Raw genomic sequence first — 26219 nt, 5'->3', positions numbered from 1 at the left:
TGTCCTCCCATAGCGGCACCTGCGTCACGTCTGCCTCCACCCTCTTGCAGGTTGCTCGTTGTACCCCCGCCGCGCGCGGACTCGTACTCGAGCTCTGCTCTGACATCGGTGGAAATCAGCAGACGTTACTGGCTGCCCCGCCCTGCCGCTTCGATGACACCCGACGAGATGTAACCGCGTTACGTGAACAGTGCCCCGCCCAGGGCGGCAGCGGCCTGTTCTGGGGTTGCGGCGGTGTCGACGCCGTGTATACGGATGGTGCCCAGGTGGCGGCCGTTGCCGCTGATCTGGAGTTTTCGGTGCGGGGAGTCGTTCGGGTGCGGGTAGATGATGGCGGCAAGCGGAGCTGGGTGCGGTGCGTATCCGGAGATGTAGGTCAATAGCTGGTGGACGTCGGCGGCGCTTATCGTTCGGTTGGCATAGGTCTTGTATTTGGCGTCGATCGGGAAGAGAGTCGGCGGGCCGGTCCCGGTTGCACACCGGACGAGCACATCCGGGCGGAACGGTGGCCGGGATGAGAGGTCGCCGCGGACTGTAATGGCGGTCGGGCCGCTGGAGGCGATGATTTCGGTACCGGGTGGGGCGGCATCGTGCACCAACCGGCGCACCACCGACTCCCACAGGGCAGGCATATCCAGCAGCAGATTTTCCGCGGACGCTCCGGTATCGACGAGGAGATCGGTGACGCCGCCGCCACGCAGGATTAGGCCCGCCCAGATGTGGGCGGGACGGTAGTGGCGGTTGAGACGGGTGTAGGTGATGCGGTCGAGGGCACGCAGGATGCCGGCGCGGGAAGCTGCCGCGGGGAATTCGGTAGCGGTCCGGGCGAGATCGCGAGCCAGGTGCGGGTCGGCAACCATAGTGCGGGCAGCGCGGAGGGCGAGACCGCAGAGTTGGTTCTCCCAGATGGTGATATCCCGGTCGAAGGTTCGGTTGTGCAGGCGGTCGAGCAGGCCGTATTGCTTTGTTGCCTGGGCCACTGTGTCCAGGCGGCCGCGGAGTACGGGTTCGACTGTGTCGTGACGGATATAGTCGCGGCGCAGGCCGTCGCGTAGCAGGGCTCGGCATTCGTGCAGCAATGCCGCCGCGACGATATCGGGGACGCCGTGCCGGTCGACCTGCCAGTTGCGGAGCGTGGCCGGGTGCGGGGCCGGTGCGGCAGTGGCATAACAGAACCACTGCAGCAGCGAATCGCCGGTGAAGGCCAGCTTCGGGGCGATGACCAAGCGGATTCTGTCCAAGGCCAGGATCCCGACCGTCGCCCGGGCGGTCAGCGTCCACCCGGTGCGGTGGGGAGTGAGCGTGCAGCGGCGCCGGTCCTGGAGTGCGTGCAGGCGTGTCAGATCGGCTTGGCTGAGGTGATCGAGATCCAGCGATACCGATTCGTATTCGGCCAGGCGGATCTCGACACGGTCAGGCATCCATATCTCGGTCGAGGCCGGCGGTGAATTCGGCTGCCAGTGCGGCCGCGAGGTCGGCGACGGCGATCTGCGCGGGCCGGCCGGTGTCCTGGTCGATCAGGTCGCCCAAGAGCTCGCGGAGCAGCTCTACTCTGCCGACGCAGTAATCCTCCAGGAGCGGAACGATGTCGTGGTAGAAGGCCGCGGCCAACTCTTCGTCCGTGGCCAAGGGTTCGCTGTTCGAGAGCAGGTACGCGTGGCCGATCTGGTGATCCGGGTCGAGGTGATCGGCGATGCGGGTGTTGAGGAAGGTGAGGAAGGAGGCGAGGTCGAGTGGGCCCACGGACCCCGACACCGCGTCGGGGTCGGGACCGATTTCGACGAAGGCGAAACGTCGGCGGATCGCGGCGTCGAGATGGCTGACGCTGCGGTCGGCAGTGTTCATCGTCCCGATAATGCGGACATTCGGCGGGACAGTAAAAGTGCGTTTGCTGATCGGCAACCGCAGTGTGATGCCGCGTTTGTCGGTTTCGAGCAGGGTGACGAGTTCACCGAAGATTCGCGGAAGGTCGCCACGGTTGATTTCGTCGATGATGAGCAGGAAGGTGTCGTCCGAATCGGCCGCGGCGGTGCAGAGATTGTGGAACAGGCCGTCGGTGAGCTGGAGTCGTAACCCGTGCCCGTTCGGGGTGTCGACCGGTTTGTAGCCTTCGACGAAATCCTCGTAACCGTAGGAAGGGTGGAACGTCACCAGCTGTACCTTGTCGGAACCCAGCATGTGTGAGATCGCCTGCGACTCTGCGCGGTTGCCGAGGGTCGCGGATTTTCCGGTAGCGGCCAACGCTGTCTGCAACGCCAACCGGGTCTTTCCGGTGCCGGGCGGGCCGTACAGGATCACTTGCCCCTTCCGGGCGAGCGCATCCTGTACGCGGGTTATCGCCGCCGGTATCTCGACGGCGGGATCGAACTCCGACGTGGCGCCGGAAACCGTGCGGGGGCGGGCGAGCTGCGCGAACAACTGCTCCGGGACCTTCGCGAAAGTCGGCACCCAGCCGTTCTGCGGCTCCGCCAGATCCTGGGCCAGGGAGGTGTCCCAATCGACCGGCACCACATGGCGATACTCGGTCAGGTCCTCGTCGAAGTAGTAGCCGCCGGAAACCGTGCCGACCGCCAGCACATGGGATTTGCCCTGGTTGGCGACAATCCGGTCCCCCGGCTCGAGATCGCGGAACGCCACCAGGTTCCGGGCTTTGGTCAGATTTCCACCGGGGCGGTCCGGTAGCTCGGTATCGAGAGCATGCTTGAGCTCGGTGTCACTGGTGTACTGAGTGAGATCGCCGACCTCGTCCCAGCCGACTCGGATGTACTTGTGTGTCCGGCACTCCTCCCAGAGCCGCGCCCCTGGTCCAGGGGCAATCTTCCACACCACGCGCTTCTGCTCCCGCGGATCGAAGCTCGCGTACAGGAACCGCATCACCTCCGAGGAAGACATCCCTTCCAGTGCGGGCTCTTTTCGAACCAGCTCACGGAGTTGCCGATTGGATCGCCAGGCGGGGGCGTTCCGCTCGGGCGTGCCACCCAGCAGCGCGATGAACTTGCGCAGGTGTGTCGACGAGTAGATCGGCAGGAAGTGCTGTGGGTAGTAGGCGGTCAACGATTTGGTCGCGAGAGCCTGGCCGGAGGTGAGGATCTCGAGGTCATCGAGTTCGGCGAAAGCCTGCCGCTCCACGGCTTTGAATGCGGTGACGAACTCACCGCGCAACCGCTGCCACGCTTCGTCCACACCGAGTCCCATGAGGGGAGGCGCGAGTCGCCACTCGCCGGACTTGTGCCGGTAGAGCATATGTTTGCCGGCGCTGCCGCCGCTGATGCTGCCGAACTCGGTGGCGACGAACTCGAGCAGCCGGCAGTAGGTCATTTCGCTGCCCTGCCCGACGCCCAACGCATAGCGCTCGAGCGGCATCGAAGGCCATTCGTCCAGCGGAAAATGTTCGACGATCTGCTGACGCTGGCCCTCTCCGGTAGCCAGTCTCTCCGAGTACGCGGATCGGTCGAACTCGGCGACCGCGGCCTGAATATCCATGGTGTTCCTCATCGGTTATCGCTGGGGTCGCGCGCCGGTGAACCGTTGCGAGGGAGCCGGATCAGAATAGCGGCGGATCAAAGCGGCGTCACTCCGATGAGCTCGTTGCTATGCCTGTTTGCTCGATGACGACGTCAGGCATCTGACCCGTGGGGTTGAACGAACTATTTTGAACTAGACTAGACTAAGTCAACTAGCTATCCTTGTTGTATGACCGCCGTGAACATCCATGAGGCCAAGACGCACCTATCCAGGTTGCTGGAGCGGGTGTCGCGTGGTGAACGCATTGTGATTTCGAAGGCCGGCCAGCCGGTCGCCGACCTCGTTCCACACCGTGCGGCCCCGGTAACTTTCGGCGGCTTGCGGGGACAGATCGAGTACGACGACAGCGCCTTCGAGGTAGATCCTGATATCCAGCAGATGTTCTACGGGGAAGACTCGGATGCTGCTGCTGGATAGTCAGACCACACTGTGGCTACTCGACGACAATCCCCGTCCCGGACCCGGCGCCCGGCGCATGATCACATCGGCGCCGGAAGTCTATGTGTCGGCGGCGACAGTCTGGGAGTTGACGATCAAATGCATGCTGGGCAAGTTGAAGATCCCGGCGAACTTCACCGAGATCATCGGTGATCAGGGGCTGAGCATTCTGGACGTGACCGGACAGCATGCCGAGCAGTTGCGGGCTTTCCCGGAGTTGACCCGGCACGACCCGTTCGATCGGCTGATCACTGCTCAGGCTTGGTGCGAGAATTTGCGGCTGCTCACCGCGGATCGGGTGCTGTTGGGGCTCGGGCGGGAGTTCATCATCGACTCCACCGAATGAGCCAGTGGCGGAGCGTCAATCTTCTGGTCCTCTGGCCATTCGTCGGGCGGGAAGCCGTCCTGGTGGTCCGTCCGTGGTCAGTGGGTCGGTGGCGCGGCTACGGACACATGTTGCTTGGTTTCGGCTGGAACGTAGGGACGGCGCGTAGGGTGTCGCCCTGTCGATCGTGTGCTGAGCAGGCCCGTTGCGATGGGTAACGGCGAACCGCAGGAGGCGAAGCTTGCGTGGACTGTCGAGGGTGGCGGCAGGTGTTGCCGTCGTCGTGTCGGTAGCGGTATCCGGGATGGCGTGCGGGCGGGAAAGTGCAGAGCAGTCCCTGGTACACGCTGCGGCAGACACGATAAAGGTCTCCTATGGGGATCACCCCGACAATTACGGGATCCTGCATCTGCCGGAGGGAGACGGGCCGCATCCGGTGGTGGTGATGGTGCACGGGGGTGGGTGGCTCGAGGATCATGATCTCGGATACTTCGAACCGTTGGCGGCGTCGCTGGCCGAGTCCGGGGTCGCGGTGTGGAATATCGAGTATCGGCGGGTGGCCGGGGAAGGTGGCTGGCCGGCGACCCTGGCCGATGCCGATGATGCCACCGAATCCGTGGCGACCGTCGTACAGCAGGCGGCAGGTGGGCGGCTGGACCTCGGGCGGGTGCATCTGGCGGGGCATTCGGCCGGTGGGCATTTGGCGGCGTGGATCGTGGGGCGGCATACCCTCGGGCCCGGGGCGCCCGGCGCGCAGCCGCAGGTTCGTCCGCGGAGTGCGACCATCATGGCCGGGGTATTCGACCTTGCACTGGCGGTGCGTAAGGGGCATGACGAATTCGTCGGCGGGTTGCTCGGTGGGGCGCCTTCGGAACAGCCCGCCCGGTATGCGGTGGGGTCGCCGATCAAGCATCTGCCGGTGGGAATTCCGGTGGTCGCCGTGCACGGGACGGCCGATACGGTGGTGGATCCGGTGCAGTCCCGGTCTTATGTGCGGGCCGCGCAGGGGGCTGGTGATCCGGCGCGGTTGGCGATGCTGGAGGGGGCTGGGCATGCGGATTTCGGAGATATCGATTCGGCTGCCTGGGCTACCGCCCGCGCGATCATTCTCGAGCACGTGACAGGGGCGCACGCGCACCGGTAAGCGACAGATGATTTTCGCTGCGCGGGCCGGTCATAACCATCGACCGGTCGACACGAAAGGACGCAGTGAAATGAAACTCACGGTGCACGAATTCCTCACCTTGGATGGGGTGATGCAGGGGCCGGGGGCACCCGATGAGGACACCAGCGGTGGGTTCGAGCGTGGTGGGTGGCAGGTGCCGTTCACCGGGGACGAGGATTTCGGGCGGATCGTCGGTGGGTGGTTCGAGCAGGTGGAGGAGTTTCTGCTCGGGCGCAGCACCTACGAGATGATGTACGAGTACTGGTCGCAGGTGACCGATCCCGGCGATATCGTGGCGGCCAAGTTGAACGGGTTGCCGAAACATATCGTTTCGACCACCCTGGCCGAGCCGGAGTGGCAGAACTCGACTGCGATCGCTGGGGACGTGGTCGGGCGGGTGCAGGCGTTGAAGGAACGGCCGGGTGGGGAGCTGCAGGTGCACGGGAGCTGGCAATTGGTGCGGACACTGCACGAGGCGGGGTTGATCGACGAGTATCGGCTGATGGTGTTCCCGGTGGTGGTCGGGCCGGGGAAGCGGCTGTTCGACGCGCATTCGCCGGCGTCGGGGTTCACGCTGGTCGACAGTGCGGTGACGGGGTCGGGGGCGGTGTATCAGGTGCTGCGGCCTGCCGGGCTCCGGGCGGGGCGGTATCTGGTCGAGGGGGGTCGTGAGGTGTCCGAGGTCGGGTGAGCCCTCGACTGCCGTTCCACGGGTAGGCCGGATAACGCCGATTGCTCCTCGACCGTAAGGCGGCCGGTCGGCGGATTTCCCGGTACCTGTGTCGGGCCGGGGTTTAGAATCAGTGGCCGTATCACCTGTGCGGCGCCGGAGATCTCGGCGCCCAGCTGCTCGAATTCGTGCGAAATCGATCGAGACCGGACAGGGAAACCATGACCACATTCCGCACTGTGCGTGTTGCGTTGTTCGCTGTGATCGTTGCCTTGACCGCGGCGTTGGGGGGCGCGATTCCCGCGGCTGCCCAGCCGATGCCGACCGTGGTGCTGGTGCACGGCGCCTTCGCCGATCCCACCGGCTGGGACGGTGTCGCCGAGCGTCTGCGCGGGCAGGGGTACCGGGTGCTGACCCCGGACAACCCGCTGCGCGGGCCGGCGCACGATGCTGCTGCCATCCAGTCGGTCCTCGACACCGTCGAGGGACCGGTGGTGCTGGCCGGCCATTCCTACGGAGGCTTCGTAATCAGCAATGTGCACGACCCTGATGTCGTGTCGATGGTTTATGTGGCGGCGTTCGCGCCGGTACAGGGTGAGATCGCTCAGTTGGCACTGGACCCGATCCGGTTCCCGGGCAGTCAGCTGCTTCCGCCGACGTTGCAGGTGGAACTCGTCGACGACCCGCAAGGTCCGATGGGCCGCAACCTCGACGGTTATATCGCTCCGGATCGTTTCCATGAGGTGTTCGCCCAGGATGTCGACGACGCGACCGCTGCCCAGATGATCGCCCACCAGCAGTCGATTGCTGTTGCCGCGAACCTGGAACCCTCCGGACGGCCGTCGTGGGCGCAGGTGCCGACCTGGTATCTGGTGTCGGCTCAGGACCGGGTGATTCCGCCGTCGTCCCAGCGGTTCATGGCGGACCGGATGGGCGCGCACACCGGCGAACTCGATGCTTCGCATGCTTCGCTGGTGTCCCGCCCCGATGAGGTCGCGGCCACAATCACGACCGCCGCCGAATAGCGGACCGTACGTCGTCGCGCGACTCGGGCAGGAGGGGCACCATTCGGACGGGTCCGTTCGTCCGGTAACTGCACCATCCGCGTCGTGCCGATTCCCTCGGGCCCGCTGGGCCGTGACCCCGTGCCGTGCATCAACGGTTTGCTGCCTTCGACCTGGGCGGGGGCAGCGACGAGTTCCCGATGGTCGCGTTGACGGTGCCGGTGGGTGCGGATTTCGCCGGGATCAAGGCTGCTCTCGAGCACGGGCAGGACAACGGATGGTGGCGCTACGAGGTCGCCTGTGGCGCGGACGAATGGTGGAACGCCTGACCTCACTCGGCGAGCGGGATCACCCCAGCAGATCGTCGAGGACCGTGGGGGCGAGGCCGAGGGCGGTGGTCATGCCGATACCGGAGGTCACCGAGACGACCCGGACGCCGGGGGCGGGGGTGGCGACGAGGAAATCGGTTTTGGGGGAGTCGGCGTAGATTCCCCGCCAGCGGCGGCGGACGGTGAGCCGGTCGACGCCGAACAGGCGGGCACCTTCGCGGAGTAGCAGGTCGGTGACCGACTCCTCGTCGAAGGGGAGGTGGGTGCGGCTGTAGTGGTGGGTGTCGCCGAGGACGATGGCGCCGTCGGGACGCTGGGTGAACATCAGGTTCATCACCGCATCCAGGGTTTCCGGCGCGCGAGCGGTGATTTCGCGGCGGACCTCGGTGGACGAAGCAGTGGCGGCGAGGCCGCCGTAGCGGAGCATCGAGTAGCCGGTGAGGACGGCGGGGTCGATGCGGACGTCGGCGGGTGGGTCGACTTCCAGCATGTGCAGTTTGCAGCGGCGGACTTCGTATTCTTCGGCGAGGGAGGGGAACAGGCGGTCGACGTCGTGGCCCGAAGCGTGCACGATCGCTGTCGCGGAGAGGTCGCCGCGGGCGGTGTGGACGATGCCGGGCGAGAGGGCGCCGGCGTGGGTGTTCCAGTAGAAATCGACACCACAGGCTGCGAGCCACTTCGCGAGCGCCGGGATCGCTGCCCGGGGGTCGACCCGCAGGTCCAGCGGTAGGTGCGCGCCGCCGACGATATCGCTGCCGGTGTGGGCCGCGGGGAAGGATTTCTCGACGCCGGCACGGTCGAGCAGGCATACCTGTTCGCGGCCGCGTTCGGCAGCGAATTCCTCGAGGACACCCATCTCGGCGGCGCTGCGGGCGACGACCAGCGTGCCCGCACGGACGATATCGAAACCCGCCTTCTCCGACAGCCGCAGCCATTTCTCGCGGGCCGCCATGGCGTAGTCGAGGACGGTGCCGGTCTGTGGGGTGGCGCAGAGGTGGCCGAAGTTGCGGATCGACGCGCCCACCGCGCGGGCGTCACGTTCGACGACCGCGACCCGCAGCCCGCGCTCGACCGCATCGACGGCGTGCGCGAGGCCGACGATGCCGCCGCCGACGACGGCGAGGTCGACCGACTGAGTCGGCAGGGCGGGGGGTACGGGTGGTGGAGCAGCTGTCATGCCAGGAATGTTCGCAAGCCGGCTGTCCCGACTCAAGCCTTGCGGGCAACTTGTCTATATAAGTTCACCGGAAGTTTCACCAGGCCAGTGCGGTAAATGCGCAAGATCTGCGCCGGTGATCGTATGCTTGTGTGGTCAAGTTCATCCGCCTTCCGAGAGGACGACGTGGCCATACCGTTGCACGCCCGGGTATCCGCCGAACTCCGGGAGCGGATCCACCGCGGTGCGTTGCCGCCCGGCGCCTCGCTGCCGTCGGAGGCGCGGTTGTGCGCAGAGTTCGGCGCGTCCCGGGGCACCGTGCGCACCGCCCTGGCGACCCTCCGGCACGAAGGGCTGATCACCGGTGGCCAGGGCCGCCCGCCCGTGGTGCGGGATACCGCGCTCGGGCAGCCGTTCGAAAGCCTGCTCTCGTTCACCGCCTGGGCTGAGCGGATAGGCAGAACACCAGGACAGCGCACGGTGGAGGTCGCGCGCCGCGGGGCGGGTGCGGTAGCGGCGGCCGAGCTCGGGATCGGCGAAGGAACGCCGGTAGTCGAAGTCCTGCGGGTCCGTTCGCTCGACGGCGAACCGGTCATGCTGGAACGCGCCACCTTCGTGGAACCCGTGGGCCGGTTGCTGTTCGATTTCGACCCCGACGCCTCGTCGATCTACGCCCACCTCGCGCGGCAGGGCGTCGACCTGCATTCGGCCCGGCACACCATCGACGCGCTGGCCGCCGACCCCCACGATGCGACGCTGCTGGATATCGCCCCGGGAGCCCCACTACTGCGGGAACGGCGCCGCACCTCGACGACGGCCGGGGAACCGGTCGAATACGGCGACGATCGCTACCGCCCGGACAAGGTCACCTTCACCATCGACAACGCCCGTCCCGGAGCTTCGGGTATCGCCCCCGATCTGCGGGTTCTCAAACAGGCGGAATGAGTCGAATCTTCGCGGTTGTCACGTGTGTGCCGACCTGCCGAGTGCCGCGCAGACGCCCTCCGCAACTCCGCGACGTTCCGGACCGGGAGAATCACGGTGACAGCCGTATCCACCGCGCGGCCAGGCAGATGTAGGCCGAAGTGGTTCGGGCGCACGGTCCGTGCCGAGCCTTCGGGCCGGGGCCGGGGCCGGGGCCGGGTGTTCGGAACTCGGGAGACACCGGCACCAGCTGCGCCTGCCGCGTTGCGCCCGAGCAGACGAGGCAGCGATCCGGCGCCCCGGGGACCGGGACCGGCCGTCCGGGCCAACTCCGCACGCGGATAGGCGGAGATGGTTCGGAGCAGATGCCGGACGGGGCTGCGGGTAGCTGTCCGAGGTATCGGCTCGGTCGTGATCCGCCGTGGTTCTTACGGTTCGGTGCGCGGGAATATCGGTAGGCGGCAGAAAGTCCGGCAGCGTTTGCCGGGTCCGGGCCGTCGACGCACACTTGCCCCCGGTAGACCGAAACGCCCAGGGAGGCAACATGTCCGAGCAACTCATCCAGCTCCCGACACCCGGTGAGTCCATCCTCGACACCCATGAGCGCATCCTGCGCGCGGGGGAGATCGTGCCGATCGAACTGCCCGGCGGCGTGCCCGCGTGGATCGCGGTGAGCCATCGCGCGGTGAGTGAAGTGCTCGACGACAAGGTGTTCGGTAAACACCCCGCGCACTGCCCGGCGCTGCGCGACGGCACCATTCCCGCCGACTGGCCGCTGCGGGCGCTCACCGACGCCGAACATATGCTCAACCAGGACGGCACCGAGCACCGCCGGCTGCGGCAGACGATCAACAAGGCGTTCACTCCGGCGCGGATCGCGGCCCTGGAACCGCGGATCCAGCGGATCGCCGACGAACTGGTCGACGGTTTCCCGGCCGGCGACGAGGTCGACCTGATCGCGAACTACACCACCCCGCTGCCGGTCCGGGTGATCTGCGAACTGTTCGGGGTGCCGGCCGATGAGCAACCGCAGCTGAAGAACTGGACCCTGACCATCGTTTCGGCCACCAGCAGCGGTGCGGAAGCGCAGGCGGCCATGGCGGCGATGGGCGGGTATTTCGCCGAGCTGCTGCAGCGTAAACGTGCCGAACCAGGCGACGACCTCACCTCGGCGCTGCTCGCCGCCAACGAGGAGAACGAGCTCACCGACGAAGAGCTCATCAGCATGCTGTGGCTGGTGATCGTCGCCGGGCACGAGACCACGGTGCATCTGCTCGGTAACACGGTCGTGGCCCTGCGGGAGTTCCCGGAGCAGCTCGCCCGCGCGCAGGCGGAGAACCGCTGGGCCGATGTGGTGGAGGAGGCGCTGCGCTACCGGTCCTCGGTAGTCGGTGCGCTCATGCGGTATCCGCGCACCGACGTGACCGTCGCCGGGGTGCCGATCGCGGCGGGCACCCCGACGCTGTGGCACGGCGGCGTCGGCCGCGACCCGCTGCGCTACTCCGCCGCCGACGTATTCGATATCGACCACGAGCACAAGGATCAGCTCGCCTTCGGTCGCGGTCCGCATTTCTGCCTGGGCGCGCCGCTGGCCCGCCTGGAGAGCCGGATCGCGCTGGCCACGCTGTTCACCCGGTACCCCGAACTCACCTTGGCGGTGGACACGAAGGATATCGAGTACACGGTGCAGATCAGCACCGTCGGCCCGGTCGCACTGCCGGTGCGGCTGGGGCCCGCGGCGTAAGTCGGGGTCGGTTCACGCCCGCTGCGCGGCGATTTCGGCGCGGCGGCGCTGCCGGAACTCCCGCGGCGGCTGACCGAAGCGTTCCTTGAACGCGGCGGAGAACCAGGCGGGCGTGAAACCGCATCGGGTAGCGAGGTCGGCGATGGACACGGTGGCGCGCGGATCTTCCAGGGTCTCCCGGGCGATCCGCAGCGCTTCCTCCCGGCGCAGATCGCGGAAGGTGGTGCCGGATTCGTGCAGCACTTCCCGCACCTGGCGTTCCGACCAGCCGAGCGCGTGCGCGACAGCCGGTAGACGCACATCACCGCGACCGATATTCGCGCGCAGGTAACCCCGGATGCTCTCGGCGATCGCCGCACGGTGGGCGCGCTGCGGTTCGGTATCCCCGGCCGCCAGCATGCACAGCAGTTCGGTGATCCGATCGCAGACCGCGGTGAATTCGCGCGCCGACAGCCGGGACTGCTCGGCGTGGGTGCTGCGGATCATGGCGTCGGCGACCCGGCCCAGTCCGCGAGTCAGATCGAGGACGAGATTCATATGGGCGCGGGGGCGCAGGCGATGGTCGAACTCGGTGCGCGGAACCTGTAATGCGTAGGCAGCGGAATCGGGAATGTCTAGGTGGCAGGGTAGTTCGAGTCCGGTCACGGTCGCGCGGCCCGGGGTGACATGGGTGATGTCGTCACGGAACCGGATCCCGAACGGGCCACGGTCGGGGATCACCACCCAGTAGAAATCGTCGCCGGGTTCGCTGCGGATATGGCAGGCGCTCCGGTGGCAGTGGCGCCGGCCGCGCTGATCCCAGCGCAGCAACGTATAGGTCGCCGATTCCTGGGTGGTGAGCCCGGCCCGCCATTCGGGTTCGTCACCGAATTCGTGTGCCATCGGGACGAAACCGTCGGCCAGACCGGCGAACGATTCGGGACCGCACGCGGTCACGCTGCTCCAGCGCATGAATGGCCCTCCCATCGATCAGGATCGGCCGCCGTCCATTACCCGCCGATACGATCAGCGCAATCACCCTACTGGCCGCGATGGCTCCCGGCTCGCCGTGCCCGCTGCCGGTTCAGGAGAGTGCCGTGACGACCTCGAGGTACCGGGCGGCATCGTCCGGGCGTTCGTCCTCGAGCGACCAAGCGATCTCTTCCACGGCGCGGAGATACGCCCAGGCGCGGGCCCGTTCGCGATCCACGTCGAGACCGTCGGCAGTTGCCGCGAGTACCCGGCGCGCGAGGGCGGGACCGGGTTCTGTTTCGACCTGCTTCAGGATGAGGAATCCCGCATCGAAAGCCGCCTCGCCCAGGAAGGCCTTCGGATCGATCAGCAGCCACGGCTCCCGTTCGGCGGCAACGATATTGCCGAGGTGGGTATCCCGGTTGACGATCAGCAGCGGCCCGTCCGGGACGGTCAGCCATGCGCGGATGTCGCGGGCGCGAGCCGTTACCGCATCCGGGAGAAAGCGGGTCATTCCGGGCGTGAAAAGCTCCCGCTCCCAATGAGAAACGATATCGGCGACCAGTGGCAGCGCGGGATATCCGGCCGGAATATCGGTGGGCGGGCGGCGCAGCCGGCGGTACAGGGCGCAGGCGGTCTGGATCTTGCCCGCGTTCTCCGCTTTACCCTCCAAGGGAATTCGCGGCTGCGTGACCAGCGGTGTTCCGGGACGTGCCCATTCGAGCAGCAGGGCGCCGCTGTCCGGGTCGAAATCGTAGAGGCGTGCGGCGCCGTCACCGCGGTAGCAGTACATTCCGGTGGCCTCACCGGCGTTCTCCTCATCCGGTACCGCGATCTTGAGCACCGCCACCGAACCGTCGCCGCGCCGCACCGGCGCCACGAAGGAATGCGTACCGCCGGCGAACGGCCGCCCGATCACCTCGAGGTCCCATACCCGGCACTGCCGGTCCACCACGGCGGGCAGTGCCGCGAGCCAGCGGTCGCCTCGTTCCTCGAAGATGGTGCGAATAGTGTCCACCACATCGGGCGGGAGGCCGAGCGTCATCGATTCAGCTTGCGCCCCGGCGGCTGTTTCGACAACCGGATTTACGGGTCCGGAACCGCCCCGAGCGGTGCCGCGACTCCCGTAAACTGCCATGGCCGGGGCTCCCGACCCCGGCTCGACAGCGAGAGGACGGCTCGTCGATGCCTTCGCCCCTCTTTCATCCCGACCTGCGCCTGGCTCGGCTGCTGCCCCGTTCGATCGTGCATCCGCGCACGATCGGGACCATCCGGCGTCTCACCGATCGTGCGGGCCGGGCCCGGCCGGCGGGCGGGACGATCGAACGGGTCGATGAGACGGTGACGGTCCGGGTGTTCCGGCCCGGCACCGCCGCGCAACCCAGGCCGGCCCTGTTGTTCATCCACGGCGGCGGCTATGTGATCGGCAATGCCGCGATGGGGGACCGGTTCTGCCGCGCGGCGGCCCGCCGCCTCGGGATCGTGGCGGCGTCGGTGGAATACCGGCTGGCACCGGAGCATCCCTTTCCGGCACCGCTCGACGACTGTTACGCCGCTCTGCGCTGGCTGGCCGCGCAACCCGACGTCGACGCGGACCGTATCGCGATCGTCGGCGAAAGCGCGGGCGGTGGGCTCGCCGCTGCGCTGGCACTGCTGGCCCGGGACCGCGGGGAGGTGCGGCCGGTGCTCCAGCTGCTGTCCTATCCGATGCTGGACGACCGGACCTGCGAAGGCTCCCCGCTCGACGCGAGCCGGATGCGGGTGTGGAGCCCGGGAAGCAACCGGTTCGGATGGTCTTCCTACCTGGGCTCCGCCGCGGGTGGTGTGGTGCCGCCGCTGGCCGCCCCGGGACGTTGCGACGACCTCGCGGGCCTGCCACCGGCCTGGATCGGCGTCGGAACCAACGATCTCTTCCACACCGAAGACGTGGCCTACGCCGAGCGGTTGCGCGCCGCTGGGGTGCCCTGCGAGTTGTACGAGGTCGACGGCGCGTACCACGGTTTCGACCTGGTCGAGGCCGGGACCGGTGTCGGGCGGTCCTACCTGGCGGCGCGGTTCACCGCACTGTCGGCGGCACTCGGCGACGACGAGCGGATGCCGTCGTCGTAACCCATCCCGCGCCGAACCGCCCCGCGTTGTCGTCCCGGCTGTGATCAGATTCGACGTGCCCGGGCGGACCCGTACTGCCGCAGGACCACCGGGACTGTCACGGCCAGCGCCACCGTCAGCCAGATTGCGGACGCCGCCACCGGTTCGCGCAGCGGCCAGGCAGCGTCCGCCGCGACCGAGCCGGGTGCGCCGAACAGTTCTCGCAGCGCGGCGACGACGGCGCTGACGGGATTCCACTCCGCGAACGCGCGCAGCGGTCCGGGCATGGTCTCGGTCGGTACGAAGACATTGGAGAACATGATCGCGCCGAAGATCAGTGGTGCGGTCTGCTGGAGCATCTGTTCGTCCCTGATCACCGCGCCCAGGCAGATGCCGGCCCAGCTGAGCGCGAACCGGAACAGCAGTAGAAGCGCTACGGCGGCGAGGATTTCGGCCGGTGCGGCGTCGATACGCCAGCCGGTGGCCAGGCCGATTCCGGACATGACGATCAACGCGATCCCGCCGGTCAGGGTTTCCGCGAGCGCGAGTCCGGCGGGGACCGAGAGGGCCGGTAGCGGTAGCGCCCGGAAGCGGTCGGTGAGACCACTGTTGAGGTCGGCGTTGGCGGTCGAGGCGGTGGCGGTGAGCCCCATGGCCGCGACCAGGACGAGAACGCCCGGGGTGAGATAGGAACGGTAGGCCGCGGCATCGGCGGTGCCGGCGAGTGCGCCGCCGAAGACGAAACCGAACAGCAGCATCATGCCCGCCGGTGCGGCCAGGGTGATCGCGAGCAACCCGGGCGAATGCCGGTAGGTGGTGAGCACTCGGCCGAATGTGGTCGCGGTGGCAGCGAGCGCGGTAGGCGGGTGTGGGGCGCGGGTGATCATCGCTGCGTCCTTTCGGTGGGGCCGGTGAGGGCCAGAAAAGCGTCGTCGAGGGTGGCGCGGCGGCGGCCGATATCGTGCACGTCGATCCCCGCTTCCTCGAGGGCACGCAGGATCGGCAGCAGCGGTATCTCGGCTCCGGGGAACGAATACGACAGGGGCTCCGGTGTTTCCGATTCGTCCGCCGCATCGCCGGGTGGAGCGGCGATACCCCCGAAATCCGTCAGCACGGTGTCGATTTCGCTACGGCGGCGTGGGTCGGCGATCAGGTCCAGTCCACCGCCGATACTTGCCGTGAGCTCGTGCGGGGTCCCCGTGGCGATCACCCGGCCGCTGTCGAGGATGGTGACGTGATCCGCGAGCCGATCGGCCTCGTCCAGGTATTGGGTGGTGAGCAGGACGGTGGTGCCCTCGTTCACGAACTCCTTGACGTAACCGTAGATCTGGTTGCGGCTGCGCGGGTCGAGCGCGGTGGTCGGCTCGTCCAGGAAGAGAACGGCCGGGCGCACCACCATCGCCGCGACGATATCCAGCCGGCGGCGCATCCCGCCCGAGTAGTCCCGGGCGAGACGGTCGGCGGCAGCGCCGAGATCGAACCGCTCGAGCAGTTCACCGGCATGCGTGCGGGCTCGTCGGGCCGGGATTCCGTTCATCCGGCCGAACATCGTGAGGTTTTCCAGCCCGGTCAGCCGGGGATCGACCGCGTGGAACTGACCGACCAATCCGATCCGCTTCTTCACCTCGGTGGTTTCGCGCGCGATGTCGTACCCGGCGATCCGGGCGGACCCCGCGTCGGGTCGTAGCAGGGTGGCCAGCATGCGCACCGTCGTCGTCTTCCCGGAGCCGTTGGGGCCCAGCAGCGCATGCACCCGGCCGGGTTCCACGCACAGGTCGACGGCGTCGACCACGGTCTGTTCGCCGTACCTCTTCGTCAGCCCGCAGGCCTCGATCGCCGTCATGTCCACTCCTTGATTGGGAACGCTGTTCGCAGATGACGGTAGCTGAATGCGAACGGTGTTCGCAACTGGCTCGAGGCATGCTTACCGGATGCCCTCCGCTGAACCGACCAACGCGCTGTGGCTACGGGCCGGCGACACCAAACCCGGACCGCGGCCCGGCCTGAGCCTCGACGACATCGCGGCGGCCTGCGTCCGGCTGGCCGACGGGGAAGGTATGCGGTCGCTATCGATGCGGCGGGTCGCCGAGGAACTGGGCACCGGCGCCGCCTCCCTGTACCGCTATGTGTCGGGCAAGGACGATCTCGTCGACCTGATGTACGACCGCGTCGCCGGCGAATACGAATTAGCGCCCCCCACCGGGGATCTGCGGGCCGATGTGCTGGATATCGCGGAACAAGCGCGGGCCATGCACCGCCGGCACGGCTGGCTGATCGAAACGAACCCGCGCAGCCTCGGGCCGCACGGTCTGCGCTACCTGGACCATATGGTCGCGGTGCTGGCGCCCGTGGGGCTGCGGCCGGCCGAAACCATGACCGGTATCGCGATGCTCTCCGGGTGGGTCACCGTTTTCGCCGGTCAAGAGGCCACCGGACAACCGTTGCCCACCCAGGGTGAGGGCGCCGGACATATCGCCGCCATGCTCGGCCAGGGTGAGTACCCGCACCTCGCCGCGCTCTTCACCGAACCCGACGCCCCCGGCGAGCCCGGTGTCGACAACGATGCCGTATTCCGGGCCGGGATCGACGCGCTGCTGTTCGGCATCGCGGGCCCGCGCTGACTCCCATCACTACGACCCCTTGTTGGGCAAAGTTGCGAGGCCGGGCCGGATGGCGCAGCTGAGTCCGGCAGTCAACGGCTGGGAGCCGGCCGCCGCTTCGGACACGTACCGGCTCACCTCCGCCGGAACCGGGGTATCGACCGGCCGACGCGCGCGAATACAGGCACAGTACAAATCGGCCGACTGCGCGTAACTCCCGTTCGCGGCGTCCGGCATCGCGGGGCGCCCGGTGGCAGACTGCGGGTATGAGTACACCCGAGTGGGCGGATGTGGACCGGTACGTGGTGGACCACCTCGTACGCGACGACGCGGGAAGCGCGACGCTGCGGGCAAATGCGGCCGCGGGACTGCCCTCGATCGACGTTTCCGAGGCCCAGGGAAAATTCCTTCACCTACTGGCCCGGTCGACCGGCGCCCGGCGGGTACTGGAAATCGGCACGCTGGGCGGATTCAGCACCCTGTGGCTGGCCCGCGCGGTCGGCGCGGACGGGCGCGTGGTCACGCTCGAATTCGAGCCACGCCATGCGCAGGTGGCGCGGGAGAACCTGGACCGGGCAGGGGTCGGGGACGTGGTCGATATCCGGATCGGCGCGGCAATGGAATCGCTGCCGGTCCTGGCCGCGGAACAACCGGAACCGTTCGATCTGGTATTCATCGACGCCGACAAGGTGAACAACTCGAACTACGTGCGGTGGGCACTGCGATTGAGCCGGCCCGGTGCGGTTGTCGTCGTCGACAATGTGGTCCGCGGCGGGCGTCTCGCCGACGAGGCCTCCGACGACCCCGCCGTCCGCGCGAGTCGCGAACTGGTCGAACTGCTGGCGGCGGAACCGCGGCTGGATGCCACTGTCGTGCAGACCGTGGGGGCGAAGGGCTGGGACGGTTTCGCCTTCGCCGTGGTGAACTAGCGGAGACGGCGGTGGACGGCAGGGCCCGGTGGTTCGGTTCGGAGACTACCGGCCGAGCGGTTCGGCGGGGTCGCGGTCGCCGGATCTTCGCCGGAACCGCCGGACAGCGCATCCGGCGAGCCGAAGGACACGGTACGTTTCAGCCGATACCGAGGTTTCCGACTACCGGGTGACCGGCGCGGCCGTGATGTGGCCGTCGGCTATCGCCGCGAGCAGGCTCGCGTGGTCGCGGGCGCTGCGATCGGCATAATCTTCGGCGAAAGCAGCCATGGCCGTGTCGAATTCGTCGCCCGAGCCCAGATAGCCCGCGATCGCGAAGCGGTCCCCGCCGCGCGCATGCGCCTGGGCGAGGACCCGCGCGCACAACCTCCCGTACAACGCCATGAGTTCGGGCGACATCGTCTCGATCTCCGCCGAACCTTTTCCGTCGCGGAGCTGGCGGATATAGAAATCCCGCGGCACCCCGTCGGAGTCCGGCCCGCGATGCCAGCCGAGGAAGATATCGCTGGTCGCCTGCATCAGTCGCTGCCCCGTCACCACCCGTTCCGCCTGGTTCTCGTACTCGGGACCGTCGAGGTACCCGGCGAGCACCGAGGGCTGCGCCTGCTTGGCCTGCAGGAACAGCGGATCACCGCCGGGGCCGCGTAACAGGACGATCCAGCAGCGGGTTCCCACACTGCCCACCCCCACGACCTTGCGGGCCGCGTGCACATAGTCGAACCGATCCAGCAGGTAGTGACGGTCGGGTTGCAGGGTGGCGCGGTAGTCGATCAGCCGCCGCATCATGGTGCGATGCACCTGCTCGGCGTCGGCGCCGGTGAACAGTTCCTCCACCGGCACGATCAGGGGCGGTGTACTGACGATCCGCGGCTGCCCGTCGGCTCCGGTGGTCGTGAGCTTCGACAGGGCATGCGCACTGTCGCGACCCCACGCCTTGTCGATCGTCTTCTCGACCCGCTTCCGCGTCGAGGCATCGAGCACCTCGCGTATTTCCGCCATTTCCGACTTCGCTTCGAGATGGGAGTACCACACGGCGAGCTCGCCGCGTTCCGCCTGATAGTTCATGGTTTCGCGGTACTCGGCGGCGCAGGCCCGGGTGATGCGATGGCGCTGTTTGGTTTTGAAACCGTTGCCGCGGCCGGCGATGGCCAGGCTCGCTACCAGCCGCCGGACATCCCATTCGAAAGGGCCCGGATAGGTTTCGTCGAAATCGTTGACATCGAAGACGAGGCGGCGCTCCGGTGTCGCGAACAGGCCGAAATTGCTCAGATGCGCGTCCCCGCAGAGCTGCGTGCACAAACCCGTGCTCGGGATACGGGCCAGATCGTCGGCCATCACCAGCGCGGCGCCACGGAAGAAGGCGAACGGTGAGGTCGCCATCCGGCCGTACCGCACGGGTACCAGTTCGGGGATGCGGGTGGCGGCCTGGGATTCGAGGAGGGCGAGCGGGTCGCGGTCGTCCTCGGTACCCACATCGGCGAGCGCGTCGAAAGGGATCCGCTCACGCTGCCCGGCTCCGCACTCGATCCGTTGTGCGCAGTCCGACCGCGGGTTCATCGCGGGCTCGGCACCTGCATGAGGTCGGGCCATGGACGCACGGTAGATGCCGTGCGACCTGCACGTCGTCACCCGCCGCGGGTGAGACCACGGCATGCTACCGTCAACGGTCCGCGGCTACCCGAGCAGACCTCGCCGGACTGTGCTCGGCGCGGTAGCGATCACGGGTCCGTCGTGGCCGACTCCAGCCCGGGCATCGCCGGCCACCTCGCACACCGGACCTGAGGTGCGTGAGGCAGCACATGGGCGCTTCGGGGCTCGTGAAATCTGCCGTGATCGATGGTCCGGCGACCGCCCCTACTTCTTCAGGGCGCGGTCGAACAGTTCGCGCAGCTCCCGGAAATGCCGCTCGGCCGCTTCCTCCTGGTAGGCGGCGGTATCGGACATGGTGTAGCCGTGCAGGGCGTCCGGGTAGACGGCGGTGCGGTGGTCGATACCGGCGGCCTCCAGTGCGGCGTCGAAGGCCGCGATCTGTTCGGGAGTATTGGAACCGTCGTTATCGGCGTGCCCGGCCAAGACCGCGGCCCGGATCCGGGGAACCTCGGTATGCGGACTGTCGGCGTCCTCGGTGACGATTCCGCCGGTGTGGAACATCCCGATCGCCGCGACCTCATCCGGCCGGTGCGCGGCCAGCCGCAACGCGATCCGGCCGCCGAAGCAGTATCCGGTCGCGCCGACCGCGGTCCCGGTGACACCGGGCAGCCCGTGCAGCGTCTCCAGCCACACTTCGCCGTCTGCCCGCAGAACGTCCGGCGTGAGCCGGGCGATCCGCTCACCCACCCCGGAGGCGAAGAACGCGCCACGGCTCGCCGGATCGCGCAGGTCGACCGTGGGCGCGAGGTCCGCGGCGCGCCCGTCCCGCCAGAAAACATGCGGCGCCAGTACGACATAACCCCACGACGCGATCCGATCCGCAATCCGCTCGATCTCCGGACGCAACCCGATCGCATCCTGGATGAGTAGGACCCCGGGCCCGGACTCGCCGGATACATATCCTTCAGCACTGCCACCGGGAAGCGATATCTCGATCATCGTCATCCCCGCGACCCTACTGCCGGCCGATCATGCCGGGGAGGACCTACCGGTTTCGCCCGGCGAGGTCCGAGACCGCGGGAAGGCCTCATCGGCGCCCTCCCGTGATCTACCGGTGTGTTCCTGCTGCTGCTCGGCGTATTCGAGCAGCCGCGCCACGGCGGCCGGTGCTCGCGTGTCCCGCCGCGGTTGTGCCGGGCTGTCACCGATACTCGGCGGATGACCGGCACCCGCGAGGTTCCCGAAACGGCGCCCACGCTCGATCGCCGCCGCCGCAACATCGTGTTCGTCACCATCGTGCTCGGCATGCTGATGGCCGCGCTCGACCAGACGATCGTCGCGACCACCCTGCCGACGATCGTCGCCGATCTCGGCAGCGCCGGGCATATGGCGTGGCTGGTCACCGCGTATATGCTCGCCGAGGCCATCTCGACGGTGCTGGCCGGTAAATTCGGTGACCTCTTCGGCCGCAAACTCGTCTTCCAGATCAGTGCGGTGGTCTTCATCCTGGGCTCGATACTGGCCGGTGTCGCCCAGGACATGCTGACCTTGATCATCGCGCGGGGTATCCAGGGTGTCGGTGCCGGCGGGCTGATGGTGACCGCGATGGCGCTGATCGCCGATGTCATTCCGTTGCGGCAGCGCGGTAAGTATCAGGGCGCGATGGGTGCGGTGTTCGGGGTGACCACCGTACTCGGGCCGACGCTGGGTGGCCTGTTCACCGATCACGCCAGCTGGCGGTGGTGTTTCTATATCAATGTTCCGGTGGCGGTGGTGATGATCGTGCTGGCCGCCCGCACGATTCCCACCGTGCGCCCGGCCGTGCGCCCGGTGATCGACTACCTCGGAATCGCGCTGGTCGCGCTCGGCGTGGCCGGACTGATCCTCGGTCTCGAATGGGGTGGTTCCGAATACCCCTGGGGTTCGCCGATGATCATCGGCCTGTTCGCCGCGTCGGTGGTGCTGCTGGCGGCGTTCGTCATGGTGGAGACCAGGGTGCCCGAACCGATGCTGCCGATGGACCTCTTCCGCAACCGGGTCTTCACGGTGTGCTCGATCCTCAGTTTCATCGTCGGTTTCGCAATGCTCGGTGCCATGACGTATCTGCCCACCTACCTGCAGTACGTGGACGGTGTCTCGGCAACCGAGTCCGGGCTGCGCACACTGCCGATGGTGGTCGGTCTGCTGATCACCTCCGTCATCTCCGGGAATATCGTGTCGACCACCGGCCGGTACAAACCTTTCCCGATCGCGGGTACGGCCGTGATGGCGCTCGGCCTCTACCTGATGTCGACGATGGGACGGAATACCGGTATCTGGCTGGAATCGCTGTACATGCTGACCCTCGGGCTGGGTATCGGCCTGTCCATGCAGGTGCTCACCATCGTCGTGCAGAACACCGTGCCCTACGCGCAGTTGGGTACCGCGACCTCCGGTGTGACGTTCTTCCGCACGGTGGGAAGTGCGTTCGGTACCGCGGTGTTCGGCACCCTCTACACCGGGAAACTCGATCCGGCCCTGTCTGCGGCGCTGGCCGAATCGGGTGTCGCCCCGGAGCTCGCGCAGAGCCCGGCGGCCCTGCGGGAGTTGCCCGACGACGTGGCGGCACCGATCATCGAGGCCTATACGAGCGCCATCGACACCGTGTTCCGGTGGGTGGTGCCGGTGGCTCTGGTCGGTTTCGTGGTGGCCTGGTTCCTGCGGGAGGTACCGCTACGGGACAGCACCCGGGCGCGCGCCGCGGAACTGGGGGAGGGTTTCTCGATGCCGGATTCGGCCGATCGGGCGGCCCAGCTGGAACATGCTGTCGCGCAGGTGCTGCGCCGGGATCAGCGTCGATTGCCCGGCTCGCCGGGGGGTCGATTGCCCGGCCCGCCGGGGCGTCGATTGCCCGGCCCGCCGGGGCGGCAACTGCCGGGTTCGCCGGAGGAGCGACAGCCGGTCCTGCCCGGACCCTCGCTGCACGATCTCACCGGCGGCGAACTCCCCGAGCCCATTACCTGGGCGATCGGCGCGGTGCATCTCCGTGCCCGGGTGCGGGGTGGGGCGACACTCACCGGTATCGCGGACGACCATATGGTCCCGGTCGGTGTCCTCGAACCGGTCTACCGCGATACCGCGCGAGCCGGATACGTGACGGTCGACGGGGATGCGCTACACCTGACCGACAGCGGCGCCCGGCAGGCCGAGCGTTTCCGCCGGGTCTGGCGCGGCTGGCTGGACGGCCGTCTGGAGGACTGGACCTTCGACGATCCTGCCGACAAGGATCTTCTCGACCGCGCGCTGGACAAGATCGCCGGCGAACTACTCGACGAACAGAGCAGTCGCCCGACATTCGCCGGCTGAACGAGCGACCCGCCCCATGTGCCGCGTCCGGCCGCGCGCTCCTGGTGGTCTACGGCACCGCGGGTATCAGGACCGGCGGAATTCCGCTGTGGGCGAACCCGGTTCGGTTCACCCGGGCAGCCGGTCCTCGACGGTGACGGCGCGAAGCGGCATCGATGTTTCCTCCGGAAGGCCGAGCTGATCCCCGTAGGTGCGAACCCAGTCGGCCAGGGCTTCGAGTGGCCCCGCCACCAGACCGGCGCCCAGCGGTGTGAGCTCGTATTCCACCGCCGGTGGCGCTGCCCGACGCGGCCGCCGGACGACCAGGCCGCGGGCCAGTAGCCGCCGCAAGGCTTCGGTGAGGGCCTTGTCGCTGATACTCCCGATCGCCGCCCGGAGCGCGGCGCGGCGGCGCGGACCGTCGCGGAGGGCGGCCAGGACCACCGCGTCCCAGGTATGCGCGAACAGATCCAGGGCGCTGCGCAGCCGGCAGTCGGCGATCGGCTCGTGGTGGTTGTCGGCGCTCATCGCTCACCAGGGTCGTCGGTCGTTTCGCACCGATCGGTGCGTTTCGGATTACCTACGGTAGCCGCCGAACAGACAACACGGATATTTCAGGAGTGCGACGGTGCGGATCGGAATTCTGGGAACGGGCCATCTGGCTCAGGCGCTCGGCGCATGCTGGGTGCGGGCCGGGCATACGGTGACAGTGGCGGGACGGTCGGCGGACAAGGCATCCGCTCTGGCGCGGCGGCTCGGCAGTGGCGTGCGGGCAGCCGCGCTGGGCGAGGCAGTGCGTGGTGCCGACGCGGTACTGCTTGCCCTGCCGTGGAACGCTGTCGACGAGGTACTGCGCGAAGCAGGCGCGGACCAGGGGGCGCTGGCCGGGACGATGGTGATCGACCCGATCAACGCGGTGCAACACGGTGTGGGTGTGCTGCTCACCGAGCCCGGACGGTCCACCGCGACCCATATCGCGGAGGCGGCGCCGGGCAGCCGGGTGGTGAAGGGCTTCCATATGGTTCCGTCGACGCAGTGGGGTACGCGCGGCGCGGCGTCGATCACGGTGCCACTGTGCGGTGACGATCCGGCGGCCCTGGCCTGGGCCGAGACGCTGGTGCGCGATACCGGCGCGGTCCCCGTCGTGGTGGGCGGCCTGTCCCGGGCCCGTCAACTGGAGGAGGCCGCCGGGTTGTTCATCACCCTGGCGTTCGCGGGTGTGGAACCCGCGACGGTGGCGCCCGCGCTGCCGCCGGTGGGTCCGTGAAGCGGTCCGGGGCCGGGTTCGCCCGGCCGGCAGTCCGGTGAGTTCCACGCGGTAGCAGCGGGTGGTTGTGACCGCCACGCTGCCGGGTATCGACGGCAGATCCCCGGCACCCGCCGGCCGCGCGATCGGCGCAGCTGCTCGGGCTTCTCATGAGTGCCGTTTACCGTGCCTGCGAACCGCGGGGCAGTCGCCGCGTGCGTCTCCCGGGGGGACGGCCGACGGTGCCCGGGCTTCGGCGAGTTTGTGCGGCCGCCCAGGGCGGCGAAATCGAAGCTGCGTAACCACACCGTGGTTCCGGGCGGCGAGCCCGGTGCCGTGGGCGGATCTCGATCGGCCCCGCTGCGGCAGGTCGGGCGTATCCCGCAGGGCCCGCGCAGTGTGATGGGCACCCGAGAATTCACTTCGACGCCGGGACCGCGCGCCCGGTTGCGCCCGGATTCTGCAGGAAGAGCGTGCGGACGGTATCCAGGACCTCGGCCACCTGGTCCGGGTGAGTGAGGTGGGGGTAGTGGCCCGCGCCGTCGATCACCGTGGTCGGTACGGATACCGGGGTCTCGAGCGGATCGCGGGATCCGGTGACGATTTGCACCGGGACCGTGACCGCGGCGAGCAGGCGGCGAGAGGCCACCCGCTCGTCGGGACGACTCGCCGCGCGTAGTGCCGCGACGGTCCGCCGGGCTACGCCCGGGCGGCTCAGGTTCGCGCTCGCACTCTCGATCGCCGGACCGGACGGCACGCCCAGGGTGGCGGCGAGCCGCTCCGGGCCGAGGCGGCGCAGTACGGGGGCGATGATCGGCAGCCGGGTGACCCAGGATGCGCGGCTCTGCAGGAAAGCGGGTGCCACCAGGACGATTCCGGAGATTCGGTCGGGGTGGGCGGCCGCGTAGCGCAGGACGGGGAGGCAGCCGAGGGAATGGCCGACCAGGAGGGGACGGGTGGTCACCGAGGTCATGAGCCGGTCCGGCCGGAAGTGGACGGGGGAGTCGCCGGGGGCCGAGCGGCCGAGGCCGGGGAGGTCGGCGGTGTAGGTGGATGCGGTGGTCGCCGCGGTGACCGCGCGCCAGGCCTCGCTGTCGGTGGGGAGTCCGTGCAGCAGTACGAGATCCGGTGTCCGACGGTCGCCGCTCACCCAGAGGCCGTCGGCGAACCCGGCGGACGGATCCGGCTCGGTATCGCCGAATCGACTGCTCACCAGGTGGTCTGCCCATTTCTGCAGGACGTCGCCGGCGGGCGGCATGGTGAGCCCGGCGGCGGCAGCCACCGTCTCGGCGGCGGAGGTGTCGTAGCGGTCCTCGGCGAGGAATGCGAGCCGCTCCCGGTCGACCCCGGTGAGTCGCTGCGGCAGCCGGGCCACCAGGCCGGTCGGAATCGTGAAACGGGGTGCACGGACGTGCAGGTACTCGGCAAGGATGCGCATCAACTCCGGTAGCGGTGGGCTCGCGGGGTCGAGGACGGTGTAGGAACGGCCGGCAGTGTCCGGGTCGCGGGGGAGAGCGAGGAGGAAATCGGCGAAATAGTCGAGATCGAGGATCGGCAGCAGGGTCCGGGTGTTGCCGGGCAACGCGGGAAGCCTGCCGTACCAGAGGTCGCGGGTGAGTTCGGCGAGGCCGATGTACTGCCCCGGGCCGACGACCGTGCTCGGGTTCGCGACGGTCAGTGCGACTCCCAGGGTCGCGGCGCGTTCGCGCAAAATCGCGTCGGCTTCGAATTTCGAGGCGCCGTAAGCCCCGATCGCGTAATCGTGTTCGGCTGAATCCGGCACGGTGACCCGGTATCCGGTGATGTGGATCAGCCGGTGCAGTTCGGGCAGGTGCGTGCACCAGTCCAGGATGTGCAGTGCGCCATCGATATTCACCGCCCGCGCTAGCCCCGGGTCGATCCCGAAGGTGAATCGGGCCGCGCAGTTGTACACGTCGCGTATCCCGGCGGTGTCCAGCCCGGCGACCTCGCCCAGGCCGGGTTCGGTGATATCGCAGTCGAGTACGGTCAGCCGCTGACGCTCGACTCTGTGCTCGTCGAGCCAGGCGGTGAGCCGGTCCGCGCTGCCGGGGCGTAACGCGGCCGCGACCGTATGCCCGCGATGCAGCAGCCGGGCGACGAGGGCGCGTCCGATGAAACCGGCCGCGCCGAAGACGACGGAATCGGGAGTGCTCATAACTAAATCCTAACTAGACTGGTCTACATATTATG

23 protein-coding genes and 1 pseudogene are annotated in these 26219 nt (G+C 68.1%); 13 read left to right on the top strand and 11 right to left on the bottom strand.

Annotation, left to right across the window (positions count from 1 at the left end; all coding sequences use genetic code 11):
- Window positions 1-179 precede the first annotated feature (179 nt).
- Both ACFWPH_RS06265 and ACFWPH_RS06260 read right to left on the bottom strand, forming a co-directional pair.
- Window positions 180-1421, bottom strand: a complete 1242-nt coding sequence (locus tag ACFWPH_RS06265) for an McrC family protein (protein WP_378748502.1) — start codon at window positions 1419-1421, stop codon at window positions 180-182.
- The gene (locus tag ACFWPH_RS06260) at window positions 1414-3483 is read right to left on the bottom strand and encodes an AAA family ATPase (protein ID WP_378748501.1); all 2070 of its coding nucleotides are present in this window, start codon (window positions 3481-3483) and stop codon (window positions 1414-1416) included. Before ACFWPH_RS06260 ends, ACFWPH_RS06265 begins: the two co-directional genes overlap by 8 nt.
- A gap of 210 nt (window positions 3484-3693) precedes the next feature.
- On the opposite strand from ACFWPH_RS06260, the gene ACFWPH_RS06255 reads away from it, so the two are divergent.
- The 6 genes from ACFWPH_RS06255 to ACFWPH_RS06230 all read left to right on the top strand — a co-directional run bounded on the left by ACFWPH_RS06255 (window position 3694) and on the right by ACFWPH_RS06230 (window position 7456).
- Window positions 3694-3942, top strand: coding sequence for a type II toxin-antitoxin system Phd/YefM family antitoxin (locus tag ACFWPH_RS06255; protein WP_378748500.1), 249 nt, complete (start codon window positions 3694-3696; stop codon window positions 3940-3942).
- A complete protein-coding gene (locus tag ACFWPH_RS06250) occupies window positions 3926-4309 on the top strand; it encodes a type II toxin-antitoxin system VapC family toxin (RefSeq protein ID WP_378748499.1) in 384 nt (127 codons plus the stop codon). Before ACFWPH_RS06255 ends, ACFWPH_RS06250 begins: the two co-directional genes overlap by 17 nt.
- A gap of 238 nt (window positions 4310-4547) precedes the next feature.
- On the top strand, window positions 4548-5432 hold the full coding sequence (locus tag ACFWPH_RS06245) for an alpha/beta hydrolase family protein (RefSeq protein WP_378748498.1): 885 nt from the start codon (window positions 4548-4550) through the stop codon (window positions 5430-5432).
- A 70-nt stretch (window positions 5433-5502) separates the two neighbouring features.
- The gene (locus ACFWPH_RS06240) at window positions 5503-6144 is read left to right on the top strand and encodes a dihydrofolate reductase family protein (protein WP_378748497.1); all 642 of its coding nucleotides are present in this window, start codon (window positions 5503-5505) and stop codon (window positions 6142-6144) included.
- A gap of 200 nt (window positions 6145-6344) precedes the next feature.
- The gene (locus tag ACFWPH_RS06235) at window positions 6345-7148 is read left to right on the top strand and encodes an alpha/beta fold hydrolase (protein ID WP_378748495.1); all 804 of its coding nucleotides are present in this window, start codon (window positions 6345-6347) and stop codon (window positions 7146-7148) included.
- Between the two features lie 125 nt (window positions 7149-7273).
- A complete protein-coding gene (locus ACFWPH_RS06230; RefSeq protein WP_378748494.1) occupies window positions 7274-7456 on the top strand; it encodes a DUF4265 domain-containing protein in 183 nt (60 codons plus the stop codon).
- A gap of 19 nt (window positions 7457-7475) precedes the next feature.
- Here the strand turns inward: ACFWPH_RS06230 and ACFWPH_RS06225 are convergent, their stop codons facing one another.
- Entirely contained in the window at window positions 7476-8633 is a 1158-nt protein-coding gene (locus ACFWPH_RS06225; RefSeq protein ID WP_378748493.1) for a TIGR03364 family FAD-dependent oxidoreductase, read from the bottom strand.
- 165 nt (window positions 8634-8798) lie between these two features.
- Between ACFWPH_RS06225 and ACFWPH_RS06220 the strand changes: the two genes are divergently transcribed.
- Together ACFWPH_RS06220 and ACFWPH_RS06215 are read left to right on the top strand one after the other, a co-directional pair.
- On the top strand, window positions 8799-9557 hold the full coding sequence (locus tag ACFWPH_RS06220) for a GntR family transcriptional regulator (RefSeq protein ID WP_378748491.1): 759 nt from the start codon (window positions 8799-8801) through the stop codon (window positions 9555-9557).
- A gap of 523 nt (window positions 9558-10080) precedes the next feature.
- Window positions 10081-11280, top strand: a complete 1200-nt coding sequence (locus ACFWPH_RS06215; RefSeq protein ID WP_378748490.1) for a cytochrome P450 — start codon at window positions 10081-10083, stop codon at window positions 11278-11280.
- Between the two features lie 12 nt (window positions 11281-11292).
- On the opposite strand, the gene ACFWPH_RS06210 is transcribed toward ACFWPH_RS06215, so the two are convergent.
- Both ACFWPH_RS06210 and ACFWPH_RS06205 read right to left on the bottom strand, forming a co-directional pair.
- Complete coding sequence (locus ACFWPH_RS06210) at window positions 11293-12231, bottom strand: helix-turn-helix domain-containing protein (RefSeq protein ID WP_378748489.1); 939 nt, start codon at window positions 12229-12231, stop codon at window positions 11293-11295.
- Between the two features lie 112 nt (window positions 12232-12343).
- The gene (locus tag ACFWPH_RS06205) at window positions 12344-13276 is read right to left on the bottom strand and encodes an aminoglycoside phosphotransferase family protein (RefSeq protein WP_378748487.1); all 933 of its coding nucleotides are present in this window, start codon (window positions 13274-13276) and stop codon (window positions 12344-12346) included.
- Between the two features lie 140 nt (window positions 13277-13416).
- Between ACFWPH_RS06205 and ACFWPH_RS06200 the strand changes: the two genes are divergently transcribed.
- The gene (locus ACFWPH_RS06200; protein ID WP_378748486.1) at window positions 13417-14340 is read left to right on the top strand and encodes an alpha/beta hydrolase; all 924 of its coding nucleotides are present in this window, start codon (window positions 13417-13419) and stop codon (window positions 14338-14340) included.
- A 44-nt stretch (window positions 14341-14384) separates the two neighbouring features.
- Here the strand turns inward: ACFWPH_RS06200 and ACFWPH_RS06195 are convergent, their stop codons facing one another.
- Window positions 14385-15206, bottom strand: a complete 822-nt coding sequence (locus tag ACFWPH_RS06195) for an ABC transporter permease (RefSeq protein ID WP_378748484.1) — start codon at window positions 15204-15206, stop codon at window positions 14385-14387.
- Entirely contained in the window at window positions 15203-16162 is a 960-nt protein-coding gene (locus tag ACFWPH_RS06190; protein ID WP_378748481.1) for an ABC transporter ATP-binding protein, read from the bottom strand. The genes ACFWPH_RS06195 and ACFWPH_RS06190 overlap by 4 nt, the downstream gene beginning before the upstream one ends.
- Before the next feature lie 88 nt (window positions 16163-16250).
- On the opposite strand from ACFWPH_RS06190, the gene ACFWPH_RS06185 reads away from it, so the two are divergent.
- A complete protein-coding gene (locus ACFWPH_RS06185) occupies window positions 16251-16940 on the top strand; it encodes a TetR/AcrR family transcriptional regulator (protein ID WP_378748479.1) in 690 nt (229 codons plus the stop codon).
- A 245-nt stretch (window positions 16941-17185) separates the two neighbouring features.
- Entirely contained in the window at window positions 17186-17848 is a 663-nt protein-coding gene (locus ACFWPH_RS06180; RefSeq protein ID WP_378748477.1) for an O-methyltransferase, read from the top strand.
- A 162-nt stretch (window positions 17849-18010) separates the two neighbouring features.
- On the opposite strand, the gene ACFWPH_RS06175 is transcribed toward ACFWPH_RS06180, so the two are convergent.
- Both ACFWPH_RS06175 and ACFWPH_RS06170 read right to left on the bottom strand, forming a co-directional pair.
- The gene (locus tag ACFWPH_RS06175; protein ID WP_378748474.1) at window positions 18011-19438 is read right to left on the bottom strand and encodes a DUF2252 domain-containing protein; all 1428 of its coding nucleotides are present in this window, start codon (window positions 19436-19438) and stop codon (window positions 18011-18013) included.
- 264 nt (window positions 19439-19702) lie between these two features.
- Complete coding sequence (locus tag ACFWPH_RS06170) at window positions 19703-20443, bottom strand: dienelactone hydrolase family protein (protein WP_378748472.1); 741 nt, start codon at window positions 20441-20443, stop codon at window positions 19703-19705.
- 213 nt (window positions 20444-20656) lie between these two features.
- Between ACFWPH_RS06170 and ACFWPH_RS06165 the strand changes: the two genes are divergently transcribed.
- Window positions 20657-22783, top strand: a complete 2127-nt coding sequence (locus ACFWPH_RS06165; RefSeq protein ID WP_378748471.1) for an MDR family MFS transporter — start codon at window positions 20657-20659, stop codon at window positions 22781-22783.
- A gap of 108 nt (window positions 22784-22891) precedes the next feature.
- Here the strand turns inward: ACFWPH_RS06165 and ACFWPH_RS06160 are convergent, their stop codons facing one another.
- The gene (locus ACFWPH_RS06160) at window positions 22892-23290 is read right to left on the bottom strand and encodes a winged helix-turn-helix transcriptional regulator (RefSeq protein WP_378748470.1); all 399 of its coding nucleotides are present in this window, start codon (window positions 23288-23290) and stop codon (window positions 22892-22894) included.
- A 91-nt stretch (window positions 23291-23381) separates the two neighbouring features.
- Between ACFWPH_RS06160 and ACFWPH_RS06155 the strand changes: the two are divergent.
- Window positions 23382-24029: pseudogene (locus ACFWPH_RS06155) on the top strand (NADPH-dependent F420 reductase); the annotation flags it as partial.
- A gap of 397 nt (window positions 24030-24426) precedes the next feature.
- Here ACFWPH_RS06155 and ACFWPH_RS06150 read toward each other — a convergent pair.
- A complete protein-coding gene (locus tag ACFWPH_RS06150) occupies window positions 24427-26184 on the bottom strand; it encodes an alpha/beta fold hydrolase (RefSeq protein WP_378748469.1) in 1758 nt (585 codons plus the stop codon).
- Window positions 26185-26219: the final 35 nt, after the last annotated feature.

This window comes from Nocardia sp. NPDC058499 (assembly GCF_042719915.1).
In the GTDB taxonomy this organism is placed as follows: Bacteria; Actinomycetota; Actinomycetes; order Mycobacteriales; family Mycobacteriaceae; genus Nocardia.
The sequence above is the reverse complement of the archived record's forward strand: the minus strand, read 5'-3'. Positions and strand labels throughout refer to the sequence as shown.

Coding starts and splice junctions, on each gene's coding strand:
- ACFWPH_RS06265 (WP_378748502.1), bottom strand. CDS start 1,421: ATGCCTGACCGTGTCGAGATCCGCCTGGCCGAATACGAATCGGTATCG.
- ACFWPH_RS06260 (WP_378748501.1), bottom strand. CDS start 3,483: ATGGATATTCAGGCCGCGGTCGCCGAGTTCGACCGATCCGCGTACTCG.
- ACFWPH_RS06255 (WP_378748500.1), top strand. CDS start 3,694: ATGACCGCCGTGAACATCCATGAGGCCAAGACGCACCTATCCAGGTTG.
- ACFWPH_RS06250 (WP_378748499.1), top strand. CDS start 3,926: ATGCTGCTGCTGGATAGTCAGACCACACTGTGGCTACTCGACGACAAT.
- ACFWPH_RS06240 (WP_378748497.1), top strand. CDS start 5,503: ATGAAACTCACGGTGCACGAATTCCTCACCTTGGATGGGGTGATGCAG.
- ACFWPH_RS06235 (WP_378748495.1), top strand. CDS start 6,345: ATGACCACATTCCGCACTGTGCGTGTTGCGTTGTTCGCTGTGATCGTT.
- ACFWPH_RS06225 (WP_378748493.1), bottom strand. CDS start 8,633: ATGACAGCTGCTCCACCACCCGTACCCCCCGCCCTGCCGACTCAGTCG.
- ACFWPH_RS06215 (WP_378748490.1), top strand. CDS start 10,081: ATGTCCGAGCAACTCATCCAGCTCCCGACACCCGGTGAGTCCATCCTC.
- ACFWPH_RS06210 (WP_378748489.1), bottom strand. CDS start 12,231: ATGCGCTGGAGCAGCGTGACCGCGTGCGGTCCCGAATCGTTCGCCGGT.
- ACFWPH_RS06205 (WP_378748487.1), bottom strand. CDS start 13,276: ATGACGCTCGGCCTCCCGCCCGATGTGGTGGACACTATTCGCACCATC.
- ACFWPH_RS06200 (WP_378748486.1), top strand. CDS start 13,417: ATGCCTTCGCCCCTCTTTCATCCCGACCTGCGCCTGGCTCGGCTGCTG.
- ACFWPH_RS06195 (WP_378748484.1), bottom strand. CDS start 15,206: ATGATCACCCGCGCCCCACACCCGCCTACCGCGCTCGCTGCCACCGCG.
- ACFWPH_RS06190 (WP_378748481.1), bottom strand. CDS start 16,162: ATGACGGCGATCGAGGCCTGCGGGCTGACGAAGAGGTACGGCGAACAG.
- ACFWPH_RS06185 (WP_378748479.1), top strand. CDS start 16,251: ATGCCCTCCGCTGAACCGACCAACGCGCTGTGGCTACGGGCCGGCGAC.
- ACFWPH_RS06180 (WP_378748477.1), top strand. CDS start 17,186: ATGAGTACACCCGAGTGGGCGGATGTGGACCGGTACGTGGTGGACCAC.
- ACFWPH_RS06175 (WP_378748474.1), bottom strand. CDS start 19,438: ATGGCCCGACCTCATGCAGGTGCCGAGCCCGCGATGAACCCGCGGTCG.
- ACFWPH_RS06170 (WP_378748472.1), bottom strand. CDS start 20,443: ATGACGATGATCGAGATATCGCTTCCCGGTGGCAGTGCTGAAGGATAT.
- ACFWPH_RS06165 (WP_378748471.1), top strand. CDS start 20,657: ATGACCGGCACCCGCGAGGTTCCCGAAACGGCGCCCACGCTCGATCGC.
- ACFWPH_RS06160 (WP_378748470.1), bottom strand. CDS start 23,290: ATGAGCGCCGACAACCACCACGAGCCGATCGCCGACTGCCGGCTGCGC.
- ACFWPH_RS06150 (WP_378748469.1), bottom strand. CDS start 26,184: ATGAGCACTCCCGATTCCGTCGTCTTCGGCGCGGCCGGTTTCATCGGA.